Below are 17,475 nucleotides of genomic sequence, written 5' to 3' on the forward strand. Positions count from 1 at the left end.
CGACTGCGCCCGGACCGAACGAAATCCTAGCCGCGATCCGCTACGGCGATCTCGATCTCCGGCACCCCCTCGCACTCCAGGCGGATCCGGCCGCGATCCGGCCGGGAGAGCCGGATCGGGCCGCCGCGTTCTTCCAGCCGCCGACGCAGCAGGATGAGGCGGGTTTCCAGATTGTCCTTGAACGCGGGCAATTGCAGCGAAGGCGCCCGCCGGACCTCGCGATTGGAGAAATCGACGCGCCCCGTCTCGAGATAGCAGGACAGGAAATATTGCAGGAGCCGCCCGGGCAACCCGCGAATGACATAGTCCCCTTCCACGAAAATACTGCCGTCGAAGGGGAAATACCGAATCTGGACGCGTCGCTCCGACGGGACCGGCCGCCGATGCTCCGACCATCGCGACGCCCCGCCTTCCGAACGCTCGCGCTCCGCCAGCAGCAGACTTGTCGCAAGCTGGCCGGCAACGAGAGACAGCGCCTCCTCGTCGCGATGGCTGAATGCGAATGCCTTCTCCGATTCGACGAACAGCACGCCAAGCAACCGCCCCCGGCTCGCCAATGGGGCGGCCAGCTGGCTGCGCGGCTGGGGCAAGGAAGGAAAGGGAATCACGGCCGATCCGCTGCGCATGGCTTCCGCCTGCACCGCTGCGGCATATCGCTGCCCGCGCCGCATGTCGCAGATCCGCAAGGGCCGGCGCAGCGCCGCGGCCATGCCGATCGTGCCTTCGCCGACGACGACTTCGGAACCGATGCCGAATGCCGGATAGCCGCGGCTGGCGATCGTGCTCAGCTTGTCGCCCTCTCCGTCCGGCACGAGGACGACCGCGTTGGAGAAGCCGAACAGCTTCTCCACGCCTTCCAGCGCGCAATCGAGCATCGCTTCGGCGTCTTCCCGCTCGGCAACCGCCGCGCAGAGCTGCGCCGCCGCCTGCAGGCGATCGCGCGGCGGTTCGGTCTCTTCCGGCTCGGCGAGCGAAGCGATCGGCACGACCGGCCGACACTCGATCACTTCGTAGATCTCCAGGCTGCGGAGTTTCATGACATCGCCCATGCCCTGCGAAAGGCTCGTCACCGCGAGGTGCGAGGCCGCCCGTTCGAAGAGCTCGCCCCCGGTCGTCGAGCGGAGGAACCGCAGATCGAGAATATGCTGCCGGCCCGTCCGGCCGTCGACCACCATCAGCGTCGCCACGCCCCGGTCGCGCACATTGGCCGCGGTCTTCGAGAAGAACTGGTTGGACACCGCGACATGCTGCTCGTCGACATAATGGACATGCGAGAGATAGGAGATGTTCGGCATGCCATCCGCGCCGGTGGTCGCGATCACCGACGGGATCACGCCTTCGAAACTGTCCCGAATGTCGCCGAGCCGAGTCTTCATGACGGCGTCCGCGCCAGGCGCTGGCCTGCCCCGGGGCCCGGAGTCTGCGCGAACAGGTCGGTCGGCAGAAAGCTGATCCGGACCAGATCCTTGTCGGTCAGCGTGTGCGCGAGCTGAGCCTTTGTGACGCCGAGCTCGCCCATCACCTCGAGCATGCGGGCCACATAGGCAGTCGCGCGTTGCCGCTCCTCTTCGGACGCGAGCGCCACCGACTTGATGGCGCCCTTGATCTGGAAGGCTCGATAGTCGCTCGGCCGGACGACGGTCACGGCCATGGGAGCGCCCGCCACCGCATGCTTCCCGACATCGGGCCATTGACCCTGACACAGGAGGACATGGATGTGCCCGTTTCGCCGATCGAGGCGAATGCCGGATCCGCGCGCGATAAAGGCCCGATGCGCATCGTCCCGCGTCGACAACAGGATCATCGTCGGGCCTTCGAGGAACGCAGCGATGTCCGTGCCTATCATCGAATTCTCCACGACGCCTTCGCCCCGATAGCATTTTTAGGAATTCGAAGTGCGGCTTAGGAAGCTTTTAGGAACTGAGACCAGCGCTTCGCTCCTATGGGATCGCTCAATCGGCAGCAACTTGCGGAGTGTTTCGTGATCCAGACGCATAATCACGCCAACATCATCGACCTGGAGGGTCGGTACGATTTCTACGGGCCAATTCACAAGGGCCTGCGAAGGGCCCAGTGCGCTCTTCTGGTCCGACTGGGCAACGCCGATTTCGGCGATGCCGTGACCCTGGCCGATCTGGTGGCGGACATGCGCGAGCTTCTGGATCTCGCGGCTGCCCATATCCGGCATGAGCACCATCACGTCCATGACGTGCTGCGCCTGCGCGGCGGCGGCGTCGACCGACTCGACGATCAGCATGACGATCACCAGGCCAGCTTCGCCGAGCTCGAGGCGCTTCTCGACGGCATCGAAGCCGCCGCACCCGCTTCGCGCTCGGCGCTCGGCCGGCGCCTCTATCTCGCTTTCTCCGGCTATGTCGCGCGCGACCTCGAGCACATGCTCGAGGAGGAAACCGTCGCAGCTCCCCAATTATGGTCGCGGTTCTCGGACGGGGAGCTGATGGTGATCGAAGGCCAGATCGTCGGCTCCCTGGCGCCCGAAGAGGCCATGGCCTTCATGCGCCTGATGATTCCGGCCGCCAATCCGGCGGAGCGCGTGGCGATGCTCGGCGGCATGCGGCAACAGGCCCCGCGCGAGGCCTTCGATGCAGTGATCGAGTTCGCCGCACGTCCCACTCTGTTGCCCGCCGAGTTCGCCGATCTCGCCGATCGGCTCGAACTGATGGCCTGATTCATCCCGCCGGCCGAATCGGCGCAGATCCAGGGCTGGGCGAGATGCCGCATTCGGCATCTCGCCCAGCCCAATCAGAAGCCGTATCTCAGCGTCGCGCGCGCATTTCGCGGTTCGCCATAGACGAAACCGGGGAACCAGCTGTTGCCGCTGAAGAAGGTCCGGTCGAACAGATTGTCGACATTGAGCTGCAGCGACAGCTGCCTGGTCAGGTCGTAGCGCGCCATCAAGTTGACGATGGCATAAGCGGGCTGGCCGATCGGCTCCACCCTCCCCGTGCCGGGATTCTGCGCAGTGACCGGCGGCCGGCTCTCCCATTTGAGCGCACCTCCCAGACTCAGCCCGTCGAGCGCGTCGGCAAAGGCGTATTTGGTCGCCAGATTGAAGGCCCGGCGCGGCTGGTGGGCCAGCACGTCCACCCCGTCGGAGTCCTTCGCGCTATAGTCGCTCCAGCCCAAGCTGAGGTCCCATTGCCGCGTGACCTTGCCGACGACTTCGAGCTCATATCCCTTGGCGACGGTCCCCTGCGCCCCGCGATAGGCCGGATTGGACGTGCCGGGCACGAACCGGCCGGGATCGGGAACGGCGAGATTGCTCTGCTCGATACGATACACGGCCGCGGTCGCCAGCAGCTTGCCGCCGAGCAGCAATGCCTTCAGGCCCGCCTCGTAATTCTTGCCCTCGAGCGGATTGAGCAGCCGCCCGTCGCGGTCGCGGACATTGCCCTGCGGCTTGAAGATCTTGGTATAGCTCGCATAGGCGGACAAGTTGCTGGTGATGTCGAGGACCAGCCCGGCATAGGGCGTGAGCACGCCCTTGTAGCTCAGCCGATAGGCGGCGTTCGTCCCCGCCGCGTCCTCGTCTCGCCGGAAATAGCTCAGACGTCCGCCGCCGATGACCTTCAGCGGACCGAACAGGCTGATGCGCGTCGTGGCGTACAGCGCCGCCTGGGTGGTGGAGCCCCCGCTGGAAAGATAGCGCGGCCCCCAGACGGGCTGGGCAAGCTTCCCGTCCCAATGGTTGAAGTCGGCGATCGGATCCATCGCGACGGGATTGCGGTTGGTCCATCCGTCGGTGAGGCGATTCACCATCGCGCCGATAGCCAGATCATGCTCGCCACCCAGCAGCGAGAAGGGGCCATTGGCCTGGATGCTGCCGTTCCATTGCTCGGGATCGGCCTTGAACCAATAGGCGGAAGTGGCCATGCCGGCGCCGGTAACCCGGTCGGGCACGCCATCGAGCCACAGCAGTCGCGATTCCTCCAGCCCCTTGTGATAGCCGAGGTCGCCGCGGATGCTCCATTTCCCGCCCAGATCGTGCGTCAGCGTGGCGAAGCCCGAAATCTCGGTGGTGTTCCAGAATCCCCAATCGGTGCCGGTGGTCTTGGAGCGCGGCCAGCGGGTCCGGGTTCCGTCGGTGTACCAATAGGGAAGCTGCGCCCACATCACGCCGTCGCGATCGTCGCGCTGATAGCTGGCGCCGAACGACAGCTTCGTATGCGCACCCAGATCGGCATCCACCACGGCATAGAGGACGAGGCCCTTCTTCTCCTCGCGATCGACGAAGCCGTCCTGCCGATAGGCCTGGGCAACGGCGCGCACCCGCACCGCTCCGGCGGCATCGAGCGGCGACTGGAGATCCATGGTCGCGGCGAAGCGGTTCCACGACGCTACTTCCAGGCTGGCCTGGCCGGAGAATGTCGCGGCATCGGCATGTTTGCGGACCAGGTTGACGACTGCCGAGGGGTCCCCCGCCCCATGCATCAGGCCCGCCGCGCCGCGCACCAGGTCGACGCGCTGGTATATTGCCGTGCTCGTCTCGCCGAAGCCGACATTGCCATTGGCGAACGGCGCGCCGTCGAGCTGGAAATTCTGGACCTCGAAGCCCCGGGCGGAGATTGCGCTGCGGCCGCGATCAATGTCCTTCTTGGAAATGCCGACCGCGAAATCGAGCGCGTCGTTAATCGATATCAGCGCCTGGTCGTCGATCTGCTGCCGGGTGATGACGCTGATCGTCTGCGGCGTCTCGATCGGCGTGAGATGCAGCCCGGTCGCGGTGGTGGGCTGGTCGCTCCGCCCATAGCCCGTGACGACGATGCCCTCGCTCGTCTCTTCCTCCGCCGCCGTGCCCTGCTGCTGCGCCTGCTGGGCGTGGAGCGATGCCGGCATGAATATCGCGGCAGAGCCGGCCAGCAGCAAATGAAACGAACGGCGCATCATCGTCCCCCTTTTTTCCTTCGCCGCGCCTCACTCCCCTCCATCCCGGACGCAGCCGCGATCGCTCCCGCCGGAATGGAGCCGTCGCCGCCAGGCGGATCGGCCCGATCCGGGAGATGAAGCGAGCGTGACCCGTTCGCGAAGACGGAAGCGATGATTCGCGTTCCCGATGCGGCGCCACTAATGCGATTAATTAGCAATTGCAAATCTGCAATGTCGACCTGCCGGCCTCAAAACCATATCGCTCGCAACCGAGCCATGAAGTCCTCGTCCCAGGCGAGGGAGAAGGCATTGGTGGCAAAGGCAAAGCCGCGGGAATCGGCCGGATCGAGCATGAGATAGGCGAAGCAACTGCCCGTGGAGCCGGCATGCAGGAACAGCGGCCGCCCATCCTCCCCGCGCTCGATGCACCATCCGAGCGCATAGCTCCAGTCGGCCCCGGGTTCGGGGCTGCTGCCGACCGGGCGATAGAGCATCCCCAGCGGCCCCGCCTGTACGACCGGATCGGCAAGCAGGCGCAGATGTGCTCCGCCATATCGGGCGAGATCGGCGATCCGCCCATGGACGTCACCCGAGGGGCGGACGATTTCCAGGTCGTCGACGAGCCGCCTGCCCGGCTTCAGCGCCACCCATTTTTTGCCCCATAGCGCGTACCGGTGCTCGACCGGCTGCGAGCCGTCGCGCAAGGGCCGGTCGAACCCGGCGCCGCATAGTTCGAGCGGATCCAGCACATGCCTGCGCATGAGGGTGCGATAGTCCTGGCCGGTCGCGGCGACGGCGATCGCTCCGGCCAAGCCGTAGCCGAGATTGGAATATCGGAAATCGCCATCCCGCGGCGGCCGCGGCGCGCGCAACGCATTGCCGAGCAACCGAGCCGAGGTCTGCCCGGGATTGCCGCCGAGGAGCAGATATTGCAGCAGGCCCGGCCGCGACGGATCGGCAGGCAGACCGGCACGATGCGCGAGAAGATCCAGCAACGTGACTTCCCGGAGCGCGCTGGTTCGCGCATCGGGCATTGCGGCCAGGCCCTCGCCGACCGTCATGCCCCAGTGCAGCACGCCCGCTTCGACCAGGCGACCGATCATCAAGCTGGTCATGGATTTGCCGATCGAGCCATAGTGCCACAGGTCGTCGATCGTCGCAGCCGGCCCGCCGGCCCGCCGGATCCCGCACACCGCCGTGACCAGCTCTTCGTCCGCGCCGAAAGCAGCGCATGCGGCGGCAGGCAAATCGAATGCGTCGCGGAACCGCTCCAGCCTCGCCGCCATCGGATACGAGGATGTCCGGACCGGCTCGGATGACGATCGCATGGTATCTTTCCTGGTCGTGAAGGCGATCCGCCGGCACGATCGCGCAACGGGTCGCCGCCTTCTCTTCGGAACGGCGGCATGGTGCGGTTGCGTGCAGAATTCGTGGAGCATTTGCGAAGCGAATGCGAAGGCGCGACCATGTGTCGCCCGTCCCTTCTCCGACGATCCGCATGCGCGCGGATCAACTCGGCCGTAACCTAGATCCGCCGGCGGGATGGCGATCCGGCGCGACGAACCACGCCTGCACGGAGTCTCCATCCCTCCTTGCCATGGCCTGCACGATCCTTCGCCACCGGCCTCCCATGGTCTTCCGGAGAAACGGCGATGAAGGTGCGATTCCTGATTGGAGTGACCGGTGCCGGCGCCGCAGCCTTCCAGCCCGGCGCGACCGGCGCTATCGAGCGGGACGGCAACGGCGATCTGCGGCGCGCGGCGGGCGCACAATCGTGGTTCCGAGGAGCAGCCTTCTTGCGTGCCGGCCGCCATCTCCATCATTTCTCCATATGATCTTCACGCATCCCGAATAATCAGGCCGCAGCGCGGCGAATATTTTTCACTAGGCAGAGTTTCATGGAAAATGCGCTGATCCTCGTCGTCGAGGACGAACCTCAGATTGCCCGCATCCTGCGCTCCTATCTGGAGCGCGAGGGATTCAGGACGGTGGCCGCAGAAGACGGGGAAGTCGCACTGACCCATCACCTGTCGCTGAAGCCCGACCTCGTCCTGCTCGATGTCGGGCTGCCCAAGCGCGACGGGTTCGCGGTGCTCGCCGATCTCCGTGCCCGCGGCACGACACCCGTCATCATGACGACCGCGCGGGCAGAGGATCTCGACAAGCTGTCCGCGCTGAGGATCGGTGCCGACGACTATGTCGTCAAACCGTTCAATCCGCTGGAAGTCGTCGCGCGGGTAAAGGCCGTGCTGCGCCGCTCGGGCGGTGCGGGCAACGATCAATCGCTGATCCGGTTCGGAGCGCTGCAGCTCGATACCATGAGCTATGCGGCGGCGGTGCTGGCCGATGCGGCCACGGTCCCGCTGGACCTGACGCTGACCGAATATCGGCTGCTGTCGCACATGCTTCGCGTGCCGCATCGGGTGTTCTCCCGCTCCGAACTGGTCGATGCCTGCCTGCCCGAGGGGAATGCGCTCGAACGCACCGTGGACAGCCACGTCAGCAACCTTCGCCGCAAGCTTGATCGCGCCGGCATGCCGGGCCTCTGCGTGGTGGTGCGCGGCGTCGGCTACCGGCTGGCAGCATCATGATCGCCGCCTTGCGCGCGTGCCTGGCGCGCCGCCCACGTCGCCGCTGGCCCATCGCGCGGCAGCTGGCGACAGCGCTGGTCGTGATCGTCATCACCAACTGCGTGCTGATCTTCGTCGCGATGACGATATGGACCAGCAACGAGGAGCAACGAATCAAGGAAGTCGCGTCCCCCGCCGCCCAACGCGCCCTCGCCGCGCTGGAGGCAGGGCGGGTGCCCGATTTCAACGGGATCGACAGGGTCATCAAGGAGCTCGACGAGCTGACGGACACGGTGAATCAGCGCGGCAACACCGCGCTGCTGATCTGCCTGTTGTTCGTGGCGGTGTGCGATTTCATCGTTGGCAGCATCTTTCTCGCGAAACTGGGCCGCGGCCTGAACGACGTCGCATTCATTGCCCGGCGCGTGGCGGATGGCGATTTGTCGGCGCGCGCATCGCTGGTCCCCTGGGCATCGGCGGAGGAAGCGCAGCTCATCGACGATTTCAATGCCATGGCCCAATCGCTGCAGCGCGCGGAACGGGAACTGGCGGAGAGCACTGCGGCGATCGCGCACGAGTTGCGCACGCCGCTCACGATCCTGCGCGGGCGCATCCAGGGCACCATCGACGGCCTGTTCGCGCATGAGGAAGAGGAGATGCGCAGCCTGTTGCTGCAGGTCGAGGGCCTGGGACGGCTGGTGGACGACCTCCAGACCATCAATCTGGCGAAATCGGACCGCATGGTATTGAACCCGGACCATATCGACCTCGCGCGGGAAGTAGAGCGAGTCATCGCTCTGGTTCGACCCGATCTGGAAACCGCGGGACTGGAGCCGGTGCTGGTTCTGCGGCCTACGCCGGTTGTCGCCGACGCCGCCCGGATCCGCCAGCTGATCGGGGCGGTCCTGTCGAATGCACAGCGCTATGCGGCCGGGAGCGGCCCGCTGCGCATCTGTACGGCGCGGCATGACGACGGGGCTCTTCTCGAAATCGTCGATCACGGCCCGGGGTTGCCGGGAGATGCCCTGGATATGGCCTTCGACCGGTTCTGGCGCGCCGAAACATCCCGCGCGCGGCACAGCGGGGGCAGCGGGCTCGGCCTATCGGTCGTCCGCGCCATCGCCGAGGCCCATGACGGCACCGCGAGCCTGGCCAACCATGAAGGCGGCGGCGCCATCTTCACGCTGCGCCTGCCGGTGGGCGCCGCTGCGGATACCGCCTGATCATACGCGGCACCGCCTGGGGCAAGGCGCCCCGGCCTCCACGAAACATCCACATCCAGTCGACCGAATCTGGAGGATCCCGCGCCATTGCGATCCCGCCGGCCGGCATGGCGCCGACAGGCCGCCAAGGAGTGCCGTCTTGAAGTCCGTCCTCACCAGTTCGCTCGTCATCGCCGCGGCAAGCGCATCCATTCTCTCCGCGCCGGCGCGAGCGCAGAATACCGAGTCGACATCCCCGTTCGCAGGTGCCCACCTCACCCTGGAAGGGGGAATGGTCGACAATCGCGTTCGCCAACCCGGCACGCCTTCGACCGGCGGCAGGAAGCACCATGCCGATTTCGCTGCGGTGCGTGGTGCCATCGGCTATGACATCGCTCCGGTGAACGGGCTGATCCTCGGCGTCGAGGCCGGGGCTGGAACTGCCGGCCGCACCTTCGGACAGGCTTCGCTGCGCGGCGGGCGCTACGGCTTCAATCCCGCCCTGGCGTATGACGCCACGGCGCGAATTGGCATCGCCCCGGTCTCGAACCTGATGTTCTATGGCCGCGCAGGATATCGCTGGATGCGCAATCAGCGGGAGATCACCGGGCAGACCATGGGCAACGACACCACGAAGCGGACCGATCGCGGTTTCACTTATGGCGCCGGTATCGAATATGCCCTGTCGGAACGGTTCTCGCTTCGCGCCGAGTTCAACCGGACGAACTTCGACAGGAACCTGACGCAGAACCGCGTCGCGGCCGGTGCGTCGCTGCGCTTCTGATCCCCGTTTGCGGCGTGCCGTCGATCGCGGACAGCAAGGAGCCCGAAACACCGTCGATCATCGTAAATAATCGGGCATAACACGAGAATTCACAGAAATAATCGTACAATTTACTCAAAAGCGCAGCATTCGCGCTCTAGAGGCGTGTATTGACAGGGCAGCGCGGGGCTTCGTGATTACATGAATGGGTCAGCCAGGAAGTATCGCGCAGCTTGCTGCGCAAATAGTGGCGCAAGGTCATGAACGAAGTGGAGCGCAGTCGCGTCGTGGCGATTTCGCTGATGCGAATGGCCCTGGCACTGCTCGATCGATATGGCGATCCGCTTGCCGCCGCTCGATTGCAATATGCGATCGACACCGAGGAAGAATTACTGAGTCGCGCGCCCGCCACGGATGGCGGCATATGACCAGCCGCCTGGCGACCCGGCCGGGGGTGCCTGCATGCGACTGGCCCGGTGCTTCGCCGCTGCCCCAGCCCTGCCACCGCAGCGAGCGACGCTTTGCTCCTGGCGTGTATCATCGCTGCGGGCCGCCCTGACCATGTCCTTCGCTGCCGCGCTACTCCTTTGCGGCCTGCTCGTCGCCCTGACGATATTTCAGCTCGGCCTCATCGCCGGACTGCCCCTGGGCCATCTCGCCTGGGCCGGGCGGTATCGAGTGCTCCCCGTCCGGCTGCGATTCGGCAGCGGAATGGCCATTCTGGTCTATGCGGTCCTTGCACTTGCGATACTCGACAGGGCCGGTCTGGTCGCAATTCTGCCGAGCCCCTGATCACATGGCTTGGCCTGGGCGACGGTATCCTATCTTGCACTAGCACTGGCGCTGAATCTGATTTCGCCCAGCCGCGCCGAGCGCCGGCTCATGGCACCCATCGCCGCACTCCTCCTCTGCTGCGCGCTAGTCGTGGTGGCGGAGCCGATCGCCTGGCCGTCCTAAATCCCGGCGATTGCCATCTGAGTCCATGGATCGGCGAATAAGGCGCCATGCCGGCGTTCATCTATCGGCAGGCTCCTCCCAAGACCTCTTCCCGCACGAACCAAGATACATGAAGATATGAAAAGCATCTTCATACTATCTTGTTCAACTCACCAGCATTGCGGGTACGCCTATCCCGCCAAAGGCTCCCCTCCTCCACCCCATCGCCAGGAAAATGACCGCCTCACCTCGAGGTGAGGCGGAGCTGCACCCTTATCATTGCCGCGTTTCCTGGAATCTATCTTGTCGCTCTGACGAAAATCACCCGCTCTCCCGATAATCCTCGACATCATATGGCAACTTTATTGCGATGCAGCAATCATCTTCCGGACTATAAAAGGCATCCATTCCGACGTTTCCAACGCCACTTCCCATATGCAAGCCATACCTCCCCGAAAACCACATAATCTACAATTAAACTTAAATTACATACTTTATATTTTTCGAGCACATTAACACACTGGATTCAAAAAGATTCCGACTAAACGGACGCACAACACACCACAATGAACACAATGATATCTTTTACTAATATCCCATTCTGATAAATTCGCTTTGACGCAATTCGCTACGACAAGTCCACCGCCAGAATCGTACGCATAGGAATTTGCGTACCGTTTTTCTGGGGAAGAATCCGTTCGATATTTTCACATGAACATATTGGGGGTGCATTGTGAGCTATCTTGTTACTGCAGGACCGCCGACCCCTAATGGCGACCTTCACCTTGGTCACCTGTCCGGCCCCTATCTCGCCGGCGATATTCTAACGCGCTATTTGCGGATGACCGGCGAGCGAGCGACCTACATCTCCGCCGGCGACGATCATCAGAGCTATGTCGCGCGCATGGCCAGGCAACAGGGCCGCGACGCCGCGACCGTCGCCGCGGAAAATGACGAACGGATCCGCGCGTCGCTGGCTGGTGCCGGCATCGCGCTCGACCTGTTCGCCTCTCCCGCGCAATCGCCGCGCTACTCGGGCTTCATCGAGCGTTTCTTCCGCACGTTGCTCGATCGCGATGCCCTGGAGGAGCGGACCACCGACCAGCCCTTCTGCACGACTTGCGATCGCTTCGCCTTCGAGGCGCATCTCCACGGCCGCTGCGCACATTGCGACGCAGAGAGCGACGGCGGGATTTGCGAGGCGTGCGGCAAACCGAATGCCGGCGCGGATCTGGTCGACCCCGTCTGCGTCACCTGTGGGGCCACGCCCGAGCGACGCCCCCTGCGCCAGCTCTGGTTTCCGCTCGAGCGCTATCGCAGCGCGGCCGAGTTCACCTTCGCCTGCGCCTGGCTGAGCCCGCGGGCGCGGGCGCTGGTGGCCGAGATCCTGGCCCAGCCGCTGCCCGACGTGCCCGCCACGCAGCCTGCCGAATGGGGCATAGCGATTCCAGCCAGCGGCTATGACGACCAGCGCATCTCCGCCTGGTTCGAACTGGGGCCGCACTATCTGGCGCTCACCGACCTGCTCCCCGAGGCAAGGAGCAGCCCGGGCGGCTGGCAGACGCCGTGGACCGGGTTCGACAATGTCGTGCAGTGCTTCGGCTTCGACTCGATCTATTTTCACGTCGTCCTGTTTCCGGCGATCTTTCAGGCCTTCGACCCCAGGCTCCGCCCGCCCATGGGGTTCATCGCGAACGAATTCTTCCGGCTGGACGGAAGCAAATTCTCCACCAGTCGCGGCCATGCCCTTTGGGCCGGCGATTTCCTGCGCAACCACGATGCCGATACGCTGCGCTATCATCTCGCCCGTGTCGCACCGGAGATCGAGCAGACCAATTTCACGCTAGACGAATTCGAGGCGACGCGGCGCGAAGAACTGATCGGCATCTGGGACGACTGGCTCGTCGACCTTGCGAAGCGATGCGAAGCCGCGGGTGGAATGGTCCCGCTCGCTCCGGCGCCGCGCAGCGCGCCGATCGCCCTCGCCCGCCTCGCCAATCTCTATGGGGATCTTTCCAACTGCTATTCGGTCCAGGGCTTCTCGCCGAGCCGAGCCGCGCATCTGCTGGGCGAGATCGTGCGCGTCGCGCGCCGTTTCCGCGCCGAGCACGCGGCGTTCGACGGAAAGCCGGCATCGACGATCGAAGCAGCGGGCGCGTTGGCGGTCGAGCTGGCCTTTGCCCGCGGTCTCGCGCTCGCCGCGGCGCCCATCCTGCCCGGATTTGCCGATCGGCTGTGGCGCGACCTTGGCGAACGCGGCACGGTGGCGGAGGCGCGCTGGGAGCTATTGCCGGCGATGCTGACCGCGGGGACTGCGATCTCGCTCTCGACCACCGGCTATTTCGATCCCGTGCGGCCCGGCAGCGAACCCGCGCCCCCCGAGCCGACGCCCGAGACCGAGGCGGCACCAACGGCGGACGATGCGGAGCTCCAGCCTGCGGGAGAGGAAGCCGAAGCGAGCGCCGAAGCCGAGACCGCAACCGTCACGGAGCGGGCCGAACCTGCACCTCGCAGCAATCGGAGGCGGGCTCGATGACGATGACGGCAGAACGCCTCTATATCGACGAGGAGCGCGCTTCCTTCGCGCAAGAGCGGCTCTGGTTGCTGCAGCAGCTCGATCCTTCCGACAGCGGCTATAATCTCGTCGTTCCCATCCCGCTGCCGCCAGGCACCGACGCCACGCTGCTCACTGCGGCCATGGCCGACATGGTCGAGCGCCACGACAGCCTGCGTACGCTGTTCGAGGATCGCGACGGCGTGCCGTGGCAATGCGTGCTGGCCCCCTATGCGCCGATCGTGACGGCGCACGACTTCGCCGCCCTTTCCCCGGAGGCACGCGAGGAAGCGCTGGCCAGGCTGATCGCCGGCGAGATAGCCGCTCCGTTCGACCTTGCGGCGGCACCGCCGCTGCGTTGCCACCATGCCGATCTCGGCGAGGCGGGCGCGCTGGCGGTGATCGCGTTCCACCACATCATCGCCGATGGCTGGTCGATGCACCTGTTCGGGCGCGACCTGGCGGAATTCTGTGCCGCGCACCTGGCCGGGCGAGCGCCCGTGCTGCCCCCGCTCGACTATCAATATGTCCATTTCTCCACCTGGCAGCGCGACCAGGTCGAGCGTGGCGCCTATTCCGAGCAGCTCGACTATTGGGTCCGCACGCTTTCGGAAGCGCCGCCGGTGCTCGACCTGCCCCTCGATCGGCCGCGCACGCCGCAACCCGAAGCGCGCGGCGGCACCTGGGTGGTCCAGTTCCCGAACGAACTGCGCGATGGCCTCAATCAGCTCGCGCGATCGGAAAGTGCGACACTCTACATGGTGCTGATGGCCGGCTATCATGCGCTGCTGTCGCGATTGGGCGGGCAACACGACATCATCGTCGCGACACCCGTGGGCAGCCGCCCGCGAGCCGAGTTCGACGACATCTTCGGCTGTTTCCTCAATAACGTGCTGGTGCGCGGCCGCCCCGAACGCGCGCAGACCTTCCGCGAATTCCTTGCCGCGACACGCGTGGCGGTGCTGGATGCCTTCGCGCATCAGGACGTGCCGCTCGAAGTGGTGATCGAGACGGTCAAGCCGCAGCGCAGCCGAACGCATACCCCGCTGTTCCAGACGATGCTGGTGCTGCAGAATGCACCGCGCGCCATGGAAGAGGCCGCGCCCGAGAACGAACCCGCCGACGGCCCCGGCCTCGCGCTCAACGCCAAGTTCGAACTGTCGCTCGCCCTGTGGGAGAGCGCGTCCGGCATTACCGCCGCCTTCGAATATCGACGCGACCTGTTCGACGAGGCGACCGTCGCGGCGATGGCCAGCGCCTATCGCGCGCTGCTGGCCGACGCGGTCGCACGCCCGGACGCGCGGTTGGGCAGCCTCGCTCTGCTCGACGCGCCGACGCAGCGCCGGATTCTGCACGACTGGAACGCCGTGCCGCTCGATTATCCCGATACCGCGACGATCCACGGCCTGTTCGAGGAACAGGTCGCGCGCGATCCCGACGCCGTCGCCGTGATCTTCGAGGACCTGACGCTCAGCTACGGGGCGCTCAATCGCGCCGCCAATCGCATCGCGCACCAGCTGATCGCGCTGGGCGCGGGTCCGGAGACCTGCGTGCCGGTGGTCTGCGAGCAGAGCATCGAGATGATCGTCGCGCTGATAGGCGTGCTCAAGGCCGGCGCGGCCTATGTGCCCATCGACCCGACACTGCCGCAAAAGCGCATCGAATATCTGATCGACAGCGTGGCGCCCAAGGCAGTGCTGACGCTCGAACGCTTCGCCGGACTGGCGGGCGATCCCGGCGCTCCGGTGATCCCGATCGACGGAGCACACACGGCAGCCGGCCCGGATATCGGCAATCCCGAAGTCGAGGTTTCCGCGCGCACCCTCGCCTATGTGATCTTCACTTCGGGCACCACCGGCCTGCCCAAGGGCGTCGAAGTCGAGCATCGCAGCGTCATCCACCACCTCTGGGGCATGCGCGAACAATATGAAGTGACCTCGGCCGATCGCTTCCTGCAGAAGCACCCGTTCAATTTCGACGTATCGGTCTGGGAGTTCTTCCTCCCGCTGGCGACCGGCGGCAGCACGGTGATGGTGCGCCCCGGCGGCCAGCGCGACCTCGACTACATGATCGACCGGATCGTCGCCGAGGGCGTGACCATCGTCTGCTTCCTCCCCTCGGCGCTCCAGGTCCTGCTCGATCACCCGCGCATCGCGCTGCTGGACGCTTCGGTCCGCTGGATGCTGTGCGGCGCGGAGGCGATGGGGCGCGACGTGCCATCCCGCTTCTTCGAACGGCTGGGCGCCAGGCTGCACAATCTCTACGGCCCGACCGAAACGACTGTCCACAACAGCTGGTATGAATGCCGGCGCGGCGAGCAGCCCGCCGTGATCCCGATCGGGCGGCCGATGCCCGGCGTGCGCCTGTACGTGCTCGATCCCGAGCTGCAGCCCGTGCCGGTCGGCGTGCCGGGAGAGATCCATATCGGCGGCGCCAGCGTCGCGCGCGGCTATCGCAACAGCCCGGACATCACCGAGGCCCGGTTCGTCGCCGACCCCTTCACCGACGGCCCCGACGCGCGGATGTATCGCACCGGCGACATCGGCCGCTTTCGCGCCGACGGCAACATCGAGTTCATCGGACGGCGCGACCGCCAGTTCAAGATCCGCGGCTTCCGCATCGAACTGGGCGAGATCGCCCATGTGCTGCGGCACCACGAACAGGTTCGCGAAGCGCTGGTGATCGTCCGCGAGGACGTGCCGGGCGATTTGCGCATCGTCGCCTATGTGGTGGCGGGCGCACCCGGGCTGGACGAGGCGGCGCTGCTCGATCACGCCGGGCAGCACCTCCCGCGGCACATGGTGCCCAGCGCCATCGTGATGATGGACAGCCTGCCGCTCACCGCGAACGACAAGGTGGACATGCGAGTGCTTCCGGCACCCGGCCGCTACCAGCGCGATGCGGGACGACGCCCCGAAGGACCGATCGAGACCGGCCTGGCAGCGATCTGGAACTCGCTGCTCGGCTCCGCGGTGGAAGGGGTCGAGGATGATTTCTTCGATCTCGGCGGCCATTCGCTGCTCGCCGCGCGGCTCGTCGCCCATGTTCGCGCACGATTGGGCCGGGTGCTGCCAGTGCGGGCGGTGTTCGAGACGCCGAAGCTGGGCGCGATGGCCGAGGCCATCGCCGCAGCGCCGGTCGCGGAGGACGATCTCAGCGCGATGCTGCGCCGGCCACGGCGATCCATTTGACCGACTCCAGCACGGAATTCTGCCAGATGTACAACGAAACCGGGCTAAAATCCGCCGAAGTCCTCGAAACCGTCGTCGAGCCGGCGGTCACTGCCATCGATCTCGCCTGTATCGGCTTCGGCCCCGGCGGGATCGCGCTTGCCGCCGCGTATAGCGACTGGCGCGACGCCCAGCCCGAGGGCAATGCGACGCCCAGCCTTCGGTTCATCGAGCGGCGTCCCGGCCCGGCATGGCAGCCCGGACTGCTGATCCGCGGCGCCGACCTCAATCATCATTTCCTGCGCGACTTCGCCACGCCGCGCGATCCGCGCAGCCGCTTCACCTTCGCCTGCTATCTCAAGGAGACCGGCCGGCTGTTCCAGTTCGGCCATCTCGGCGGGCGCGTGAGCCGCGTCGAGTGGAACGACTATGTCATCTGGACCGCCCGCCACTTCGATCCGATGGTCCGCTACGGGCTCGCCGTACGATCGATCGCTCCCATGGCGATACGCAATGGCGCACCGAGCCTGATCGAGCTCGAGCTCGACGACGGCAGCCGCATCGCCGCCCGCAACCTGGTGGTGAGCACCGGCCAGTTTCCGCACGTGCCCGAGCTGTTCCGCCCGCATTTGGGGGCCCGCATGTTCCACAGTGCGGGGTTCCTCGACCGGATCTCCGCCTTCGATCGCGCCGCGCCGCTCAGGATCTGCGTGCTGGGTTCGGGCCAGAGCGCGGGCGAGACCCTGCTCTGGCTCTACGATCATTTCCCCAATGCGCAGCTCACTTCGGTGCACCGCGGCCTGCCGTTCCGCCTCGTCGACATCGGCCATTTCAGCAACGAAGTCTTCTTTCCCGAACAGGTGCCCTATTTCCACGCCCTGTCGCCCGAGAAGCGGCGCATGGCCGCACAGGAATATCACCTGACCAACTTCTCCGCGGTCGACCTCGACGTCAGCCAGGGCCTCTACTGGCGGATGTACGAGGACCGCGTTCTCGGCACGACGCGCGCCGAAGTCATCGCCCGCCACACCGCCAGCGAGATCGAACCCGCCGGTGAAGGATTCCGGATCCGCTTTGCCGACGGGCTCAGCGGCGCCGAGCGGATGGTGGACGCCGATATCGTGGTGCTCTGCACCGGCTATCACGAGCCCGCCTTCCCGCCGCTGCTTGAGCCGCTGCGCGAATGGATCGTCACCGACGCCGGCGGAGGGCCCGAGGTCGAGCTCGACTATCGGGTCCGTACCGCATCGGGCTTCGGGCCGGCATTGTATCTGAACGGCGTCACCGAGCGCACGCACGGCGCGAGCGACGCCTCTTCGCTCAGCATGACCGCACTGAAGGCCCAGACGATCCTCGGATCCTTCCTGACCAACCGGAACCGCTGACGGAGCCG

At 65.7% G+C, this 17,475-nt stretch carries 14 protein-coding genes; 10 read left to right on the forward strand and 4 right to left on the reverse strand.

All coding sequences use genetic code 11. The features are described 5' to 3' along the window. Nucleotides 1-26: 26 nt before the first annotated feature. Both FFS08_RS03610 and FFS08_RS03615 read right to left on the reverse strand, forming a co-directional pair. On the reverse strand, nt 27-1,376 hold the full coding sequence (locus FFS08_RS03610; protein WP_137863209.1) for a GAF domain-containing protein: 1,350 nt from the start codon (nt 1,374-1,376) through the stop codon (nt 27-29). Continuing rightward, the gene (locus FFS08_RS03615) at nt 1,373-1,846 is read right to left on the reverse strand and encodes a hypothetical protein (protein WP_137863208.1); all 474 of its coding nucleotides are present in this window, start codon (nt 1,844-1,846) and stop codon (nt 1,373-1,375) included. Before FFS08_RS03615 ends, FFS08_RS03610 begins: the two co-directional genes overlap by 4 nt. A gap of 135 nt (nt 1,847-1,981) precedes the next feature. Here FFS08_RS03615 and FFS08_RS03620 point away from each other — a divergent pair, with 135 nt between their 5' ends. Continuing rightward, complete coding sequence (locus FFS08_RS03620; RefSeq protein ID WP_212741952.1) at nt 1,982-2,689, forward strand: hemerythrin domain-containing protein; 708 nt, start codon at nt 1,982-1,984, stop codon at nt 2,687-2,689. A gap of 74 nt (nt 2,690-2,763) precedes the next feature. Here FFS08_RS03620 and FFS08_RS03625 read toward each other — a convergent pair whose 3' ends face one another. Together FFS08_RS03625 and FFS08_RS03630 are read right to left on the reverse strand one after the other, a co-directional pair. Beyond that, nucleotides 2,764-4,905, reverse strand: coding sequence for a TonB-dependent siderophore receptor (locus tag FFS08_RS03625; protein WP_171012449.1), 2,142 nt, complete (start codon nt 4,903-4,905; stop codon nt 2,764-2,766). A 230-nt stretch (nt 4,906-5,135) separates the two neighbouring features. Then, the gene (locus tag FFS08_RS03630; RefSeq protein WP_171012450.1) at nt 5,136-6,215 is read right to left on the reverse strand and encodes a serine hydrolase domain-containing protein; all 1,080 of its coding nucleotides are present in this window, start codon (nt 6,213-6,215) and stop codon (nt 5,136-5,138) included. Between the two features lie 324 nt (nt 6,216-6,539). Between FFS08_RS03630 and FFS08_RS23375 the strand changes: the two genes are divergently transcribed. The 9 genes from FFS08_RS23375 to FFS08_RS03665 all read left to right on the forward strand — a co-directional run bounded on the left by FFS08_RS23375 (nt 6,540) and on the right by FFS08_RS03665 (nt 17,467). Next, a complete protein-coding gene (locus FFS08_RS23375) occupies nt 6,540-6,722 on the forward strand; it encodes a hypothetical protein (protein WP_150531609.1) in 183 nt (60 codons plus the stop codon). A 63-nt stretch (nt 6,723-6,785) separates the two neighbouring features. After that, nucleotides 6,786-7,478 (forward strand): response regulator, encoded by a 693-nt coding sequence (locus FFS08_RS03635; RefSeq protein WP_137863204.1) that lies wholly within the window; start codon nt 6,786-6,788, stop codon nt 7,476-7,478. Continuing rightward, on the forward strand, nt 7,475-8,680 hold the full coding sequence (locus tag FFS08_RS03640; protein ID WP_137863203.1) for an ATP-binding protein: 1,206 nt from the start codon (nt 7,475-7,477) through the stop codon (nt 8,678-8,680). The genes FFS08_RS03635 and FFS08_RS03640 overlap by 4 nt, the downstream gene beginning before the upstream one ends. Nucleotides 8,681-8,819: 139 nt before the next feature. Further along, nucleotides 8,820-9,443: an outer membrane protein gene (locus tag FFS08_RS03645; RefSeq protein ID WP_171012451.1), complete on the forward strand. Its 624-nt coding sequence runs from the start codon at nt 8,820-8,822 to the stop codon at nt 9,441-9,443. A gap of 239 nt (nt 9,444-9,682) precedes the next feature. Further along, entirely contained in the window at nt 9,683-9,850 is a 168-nt protein-coding gene (locus tag FFS08_RS23380) for a hypothetical protein (RefSeq protein WP_171012452.1), read from the forward strand. A 133-nt stretch (nt 9,851-9,983) separates the two neighbouring features. After that, nucleotides 9,984-10,214 (forward strand): hypothetical protein, encoded by a 231-nt coding sequence (locus tag FFS08_RS03650; protein WP_137863201.1) that lies wholly within the window; start codon nt 9,984-9,986, stop codon nt 10,212-10,214. 877 nt (nt 10,215-11,091) lie between these two features. Continuing rightward, nucleotides 11,092-12,894 carry a methionine--tRNA ligase gene (locus FFS08_RS03655; protein ID WP_171012453.1) on the forward strand — a complete coding sequence of 601 codons (1,803 nt, stop codon included), beginning with the start codon at nt 11,092-11,094 and terminating at the stop codon, nt 12,892-12,894. Beyond that, nucleotides 12,891-16,103, forward strand: a complete 3,213-nt coding sequence (locus tag FFS08_RS03660) for a non-ribosomal peptide synthetase (protein WP_171012454.1) — start codon at nt 12,891-12,893, stop codon at nt 16,101-16,103. The genes FFS08_RS03655 and FFS08_RS03660 overlap by 4 nt, the downstream gene beginning before the upstream one ends. Continuing rightward, a complete protein-coding gene (locus FFS08_RS03665) occupies nt 16,100-17,467 on the forward strand; it encodes a SidA/IucD/PvdA family monooxygenase (RefSeq protein ID WP_137863198.1) in 1,368 nt (455 codons plus the stop codon). The genes FFS08_RS03660 and FFS08_RS03665 overlap by 4 nt, the downstream gene beginning before the upstream one ends. The last annotated feature ends 8 nt before the right edge of the window (nt 17,468-17,475 follow it).

The organism is Sphingomonas sp. 1F27F7B (assembly GCF_005503355.1).
Taxonomy (GTDB): Bacteria; Pseudomonadota; Alphaproteobacteria; order Sphingomonadales; family Sphingomonadaceae; genus Sphingomonas.

What these genes read in the sequence shown, in the direction of transcription:
- FFS08_RS23380 (WP_171012452.1), top strand. Translation starts at nt 9,683, where the DNA reads ATGAACGAAGTGGAGCGCAGTCGCGTCGTGGCGATTTCGCTGATGCGA.
- FFS08_RS03630 (WP_171012450.1), bottom strand. Translation starts at nt 6,215, where the DNA reads ATGCGATCGTCATCCGAGCCGGTCCGGACATCCTCGTATCCGATGGCG.
- FFS08_RS03640 (WP_137863203.1), top strand. Translation starts at nt 7,475, where the DNA reads ATGATCGCCGCCTTGCGCGCGTGCCTGGCGCGCCGCCCACGTCGCCGC.
- FFS08_RS23375 (WP_150531609.1), top strand. Translation starts at nt 6,540, where the DNA reads ATGAAGGTGCGATTCCTGATTGGAGTGACCGGTGCCGGCGCCGCAGCC.
- FFS08_RS03635 (WP_137863204.1), top strand. Translation starts at nt 6,786, where the DNA reads ATGGAAAATGCGCTGATCCTCGTCGTCGAGGACGAACCTCAGATTGCC.
- FFS08_RS03610 (WP_137863209.1), bottom strand. Translation starts at nt 1,376, where the DNA reads ATGAAGACTCGGCTCGGCGACATTCGGGACAGTTTCGAAGGCGTGATC.
- FFS08_RS03650 (WP_137863201.1), top strand. Translation starts at nt 9,984, where the DNA reads ATGTCCTTCGCTGCCGCGCTACTCCTTTGCGGCCTGCTCGTCGCCCTG.
- FFS08_RS03660 (WP_171012454.1), top strand. Translation starts at nt 12,891, where the DNA reads ATGACGATGACGGCAGAACGCCTCTATATCGACGAGGAGCGCGCTTCC.
- FFS08_RS03625 (WP_171012449.1), bottom strand. Translation starts at nt 4,905, where the DNA reads ATGCGCCGTTCGTTTCATTTGCTGCTGGCCGGCTCTGCCGCGATATTC.
- FFS08_RS03615 (WP_137863208.1), bottom strand. Translation starts at nt 1,846, where the DNA reads ATGATAGGCACGGACATCGCTGCGTTCCTCGAAGGCCCGACGATGATC.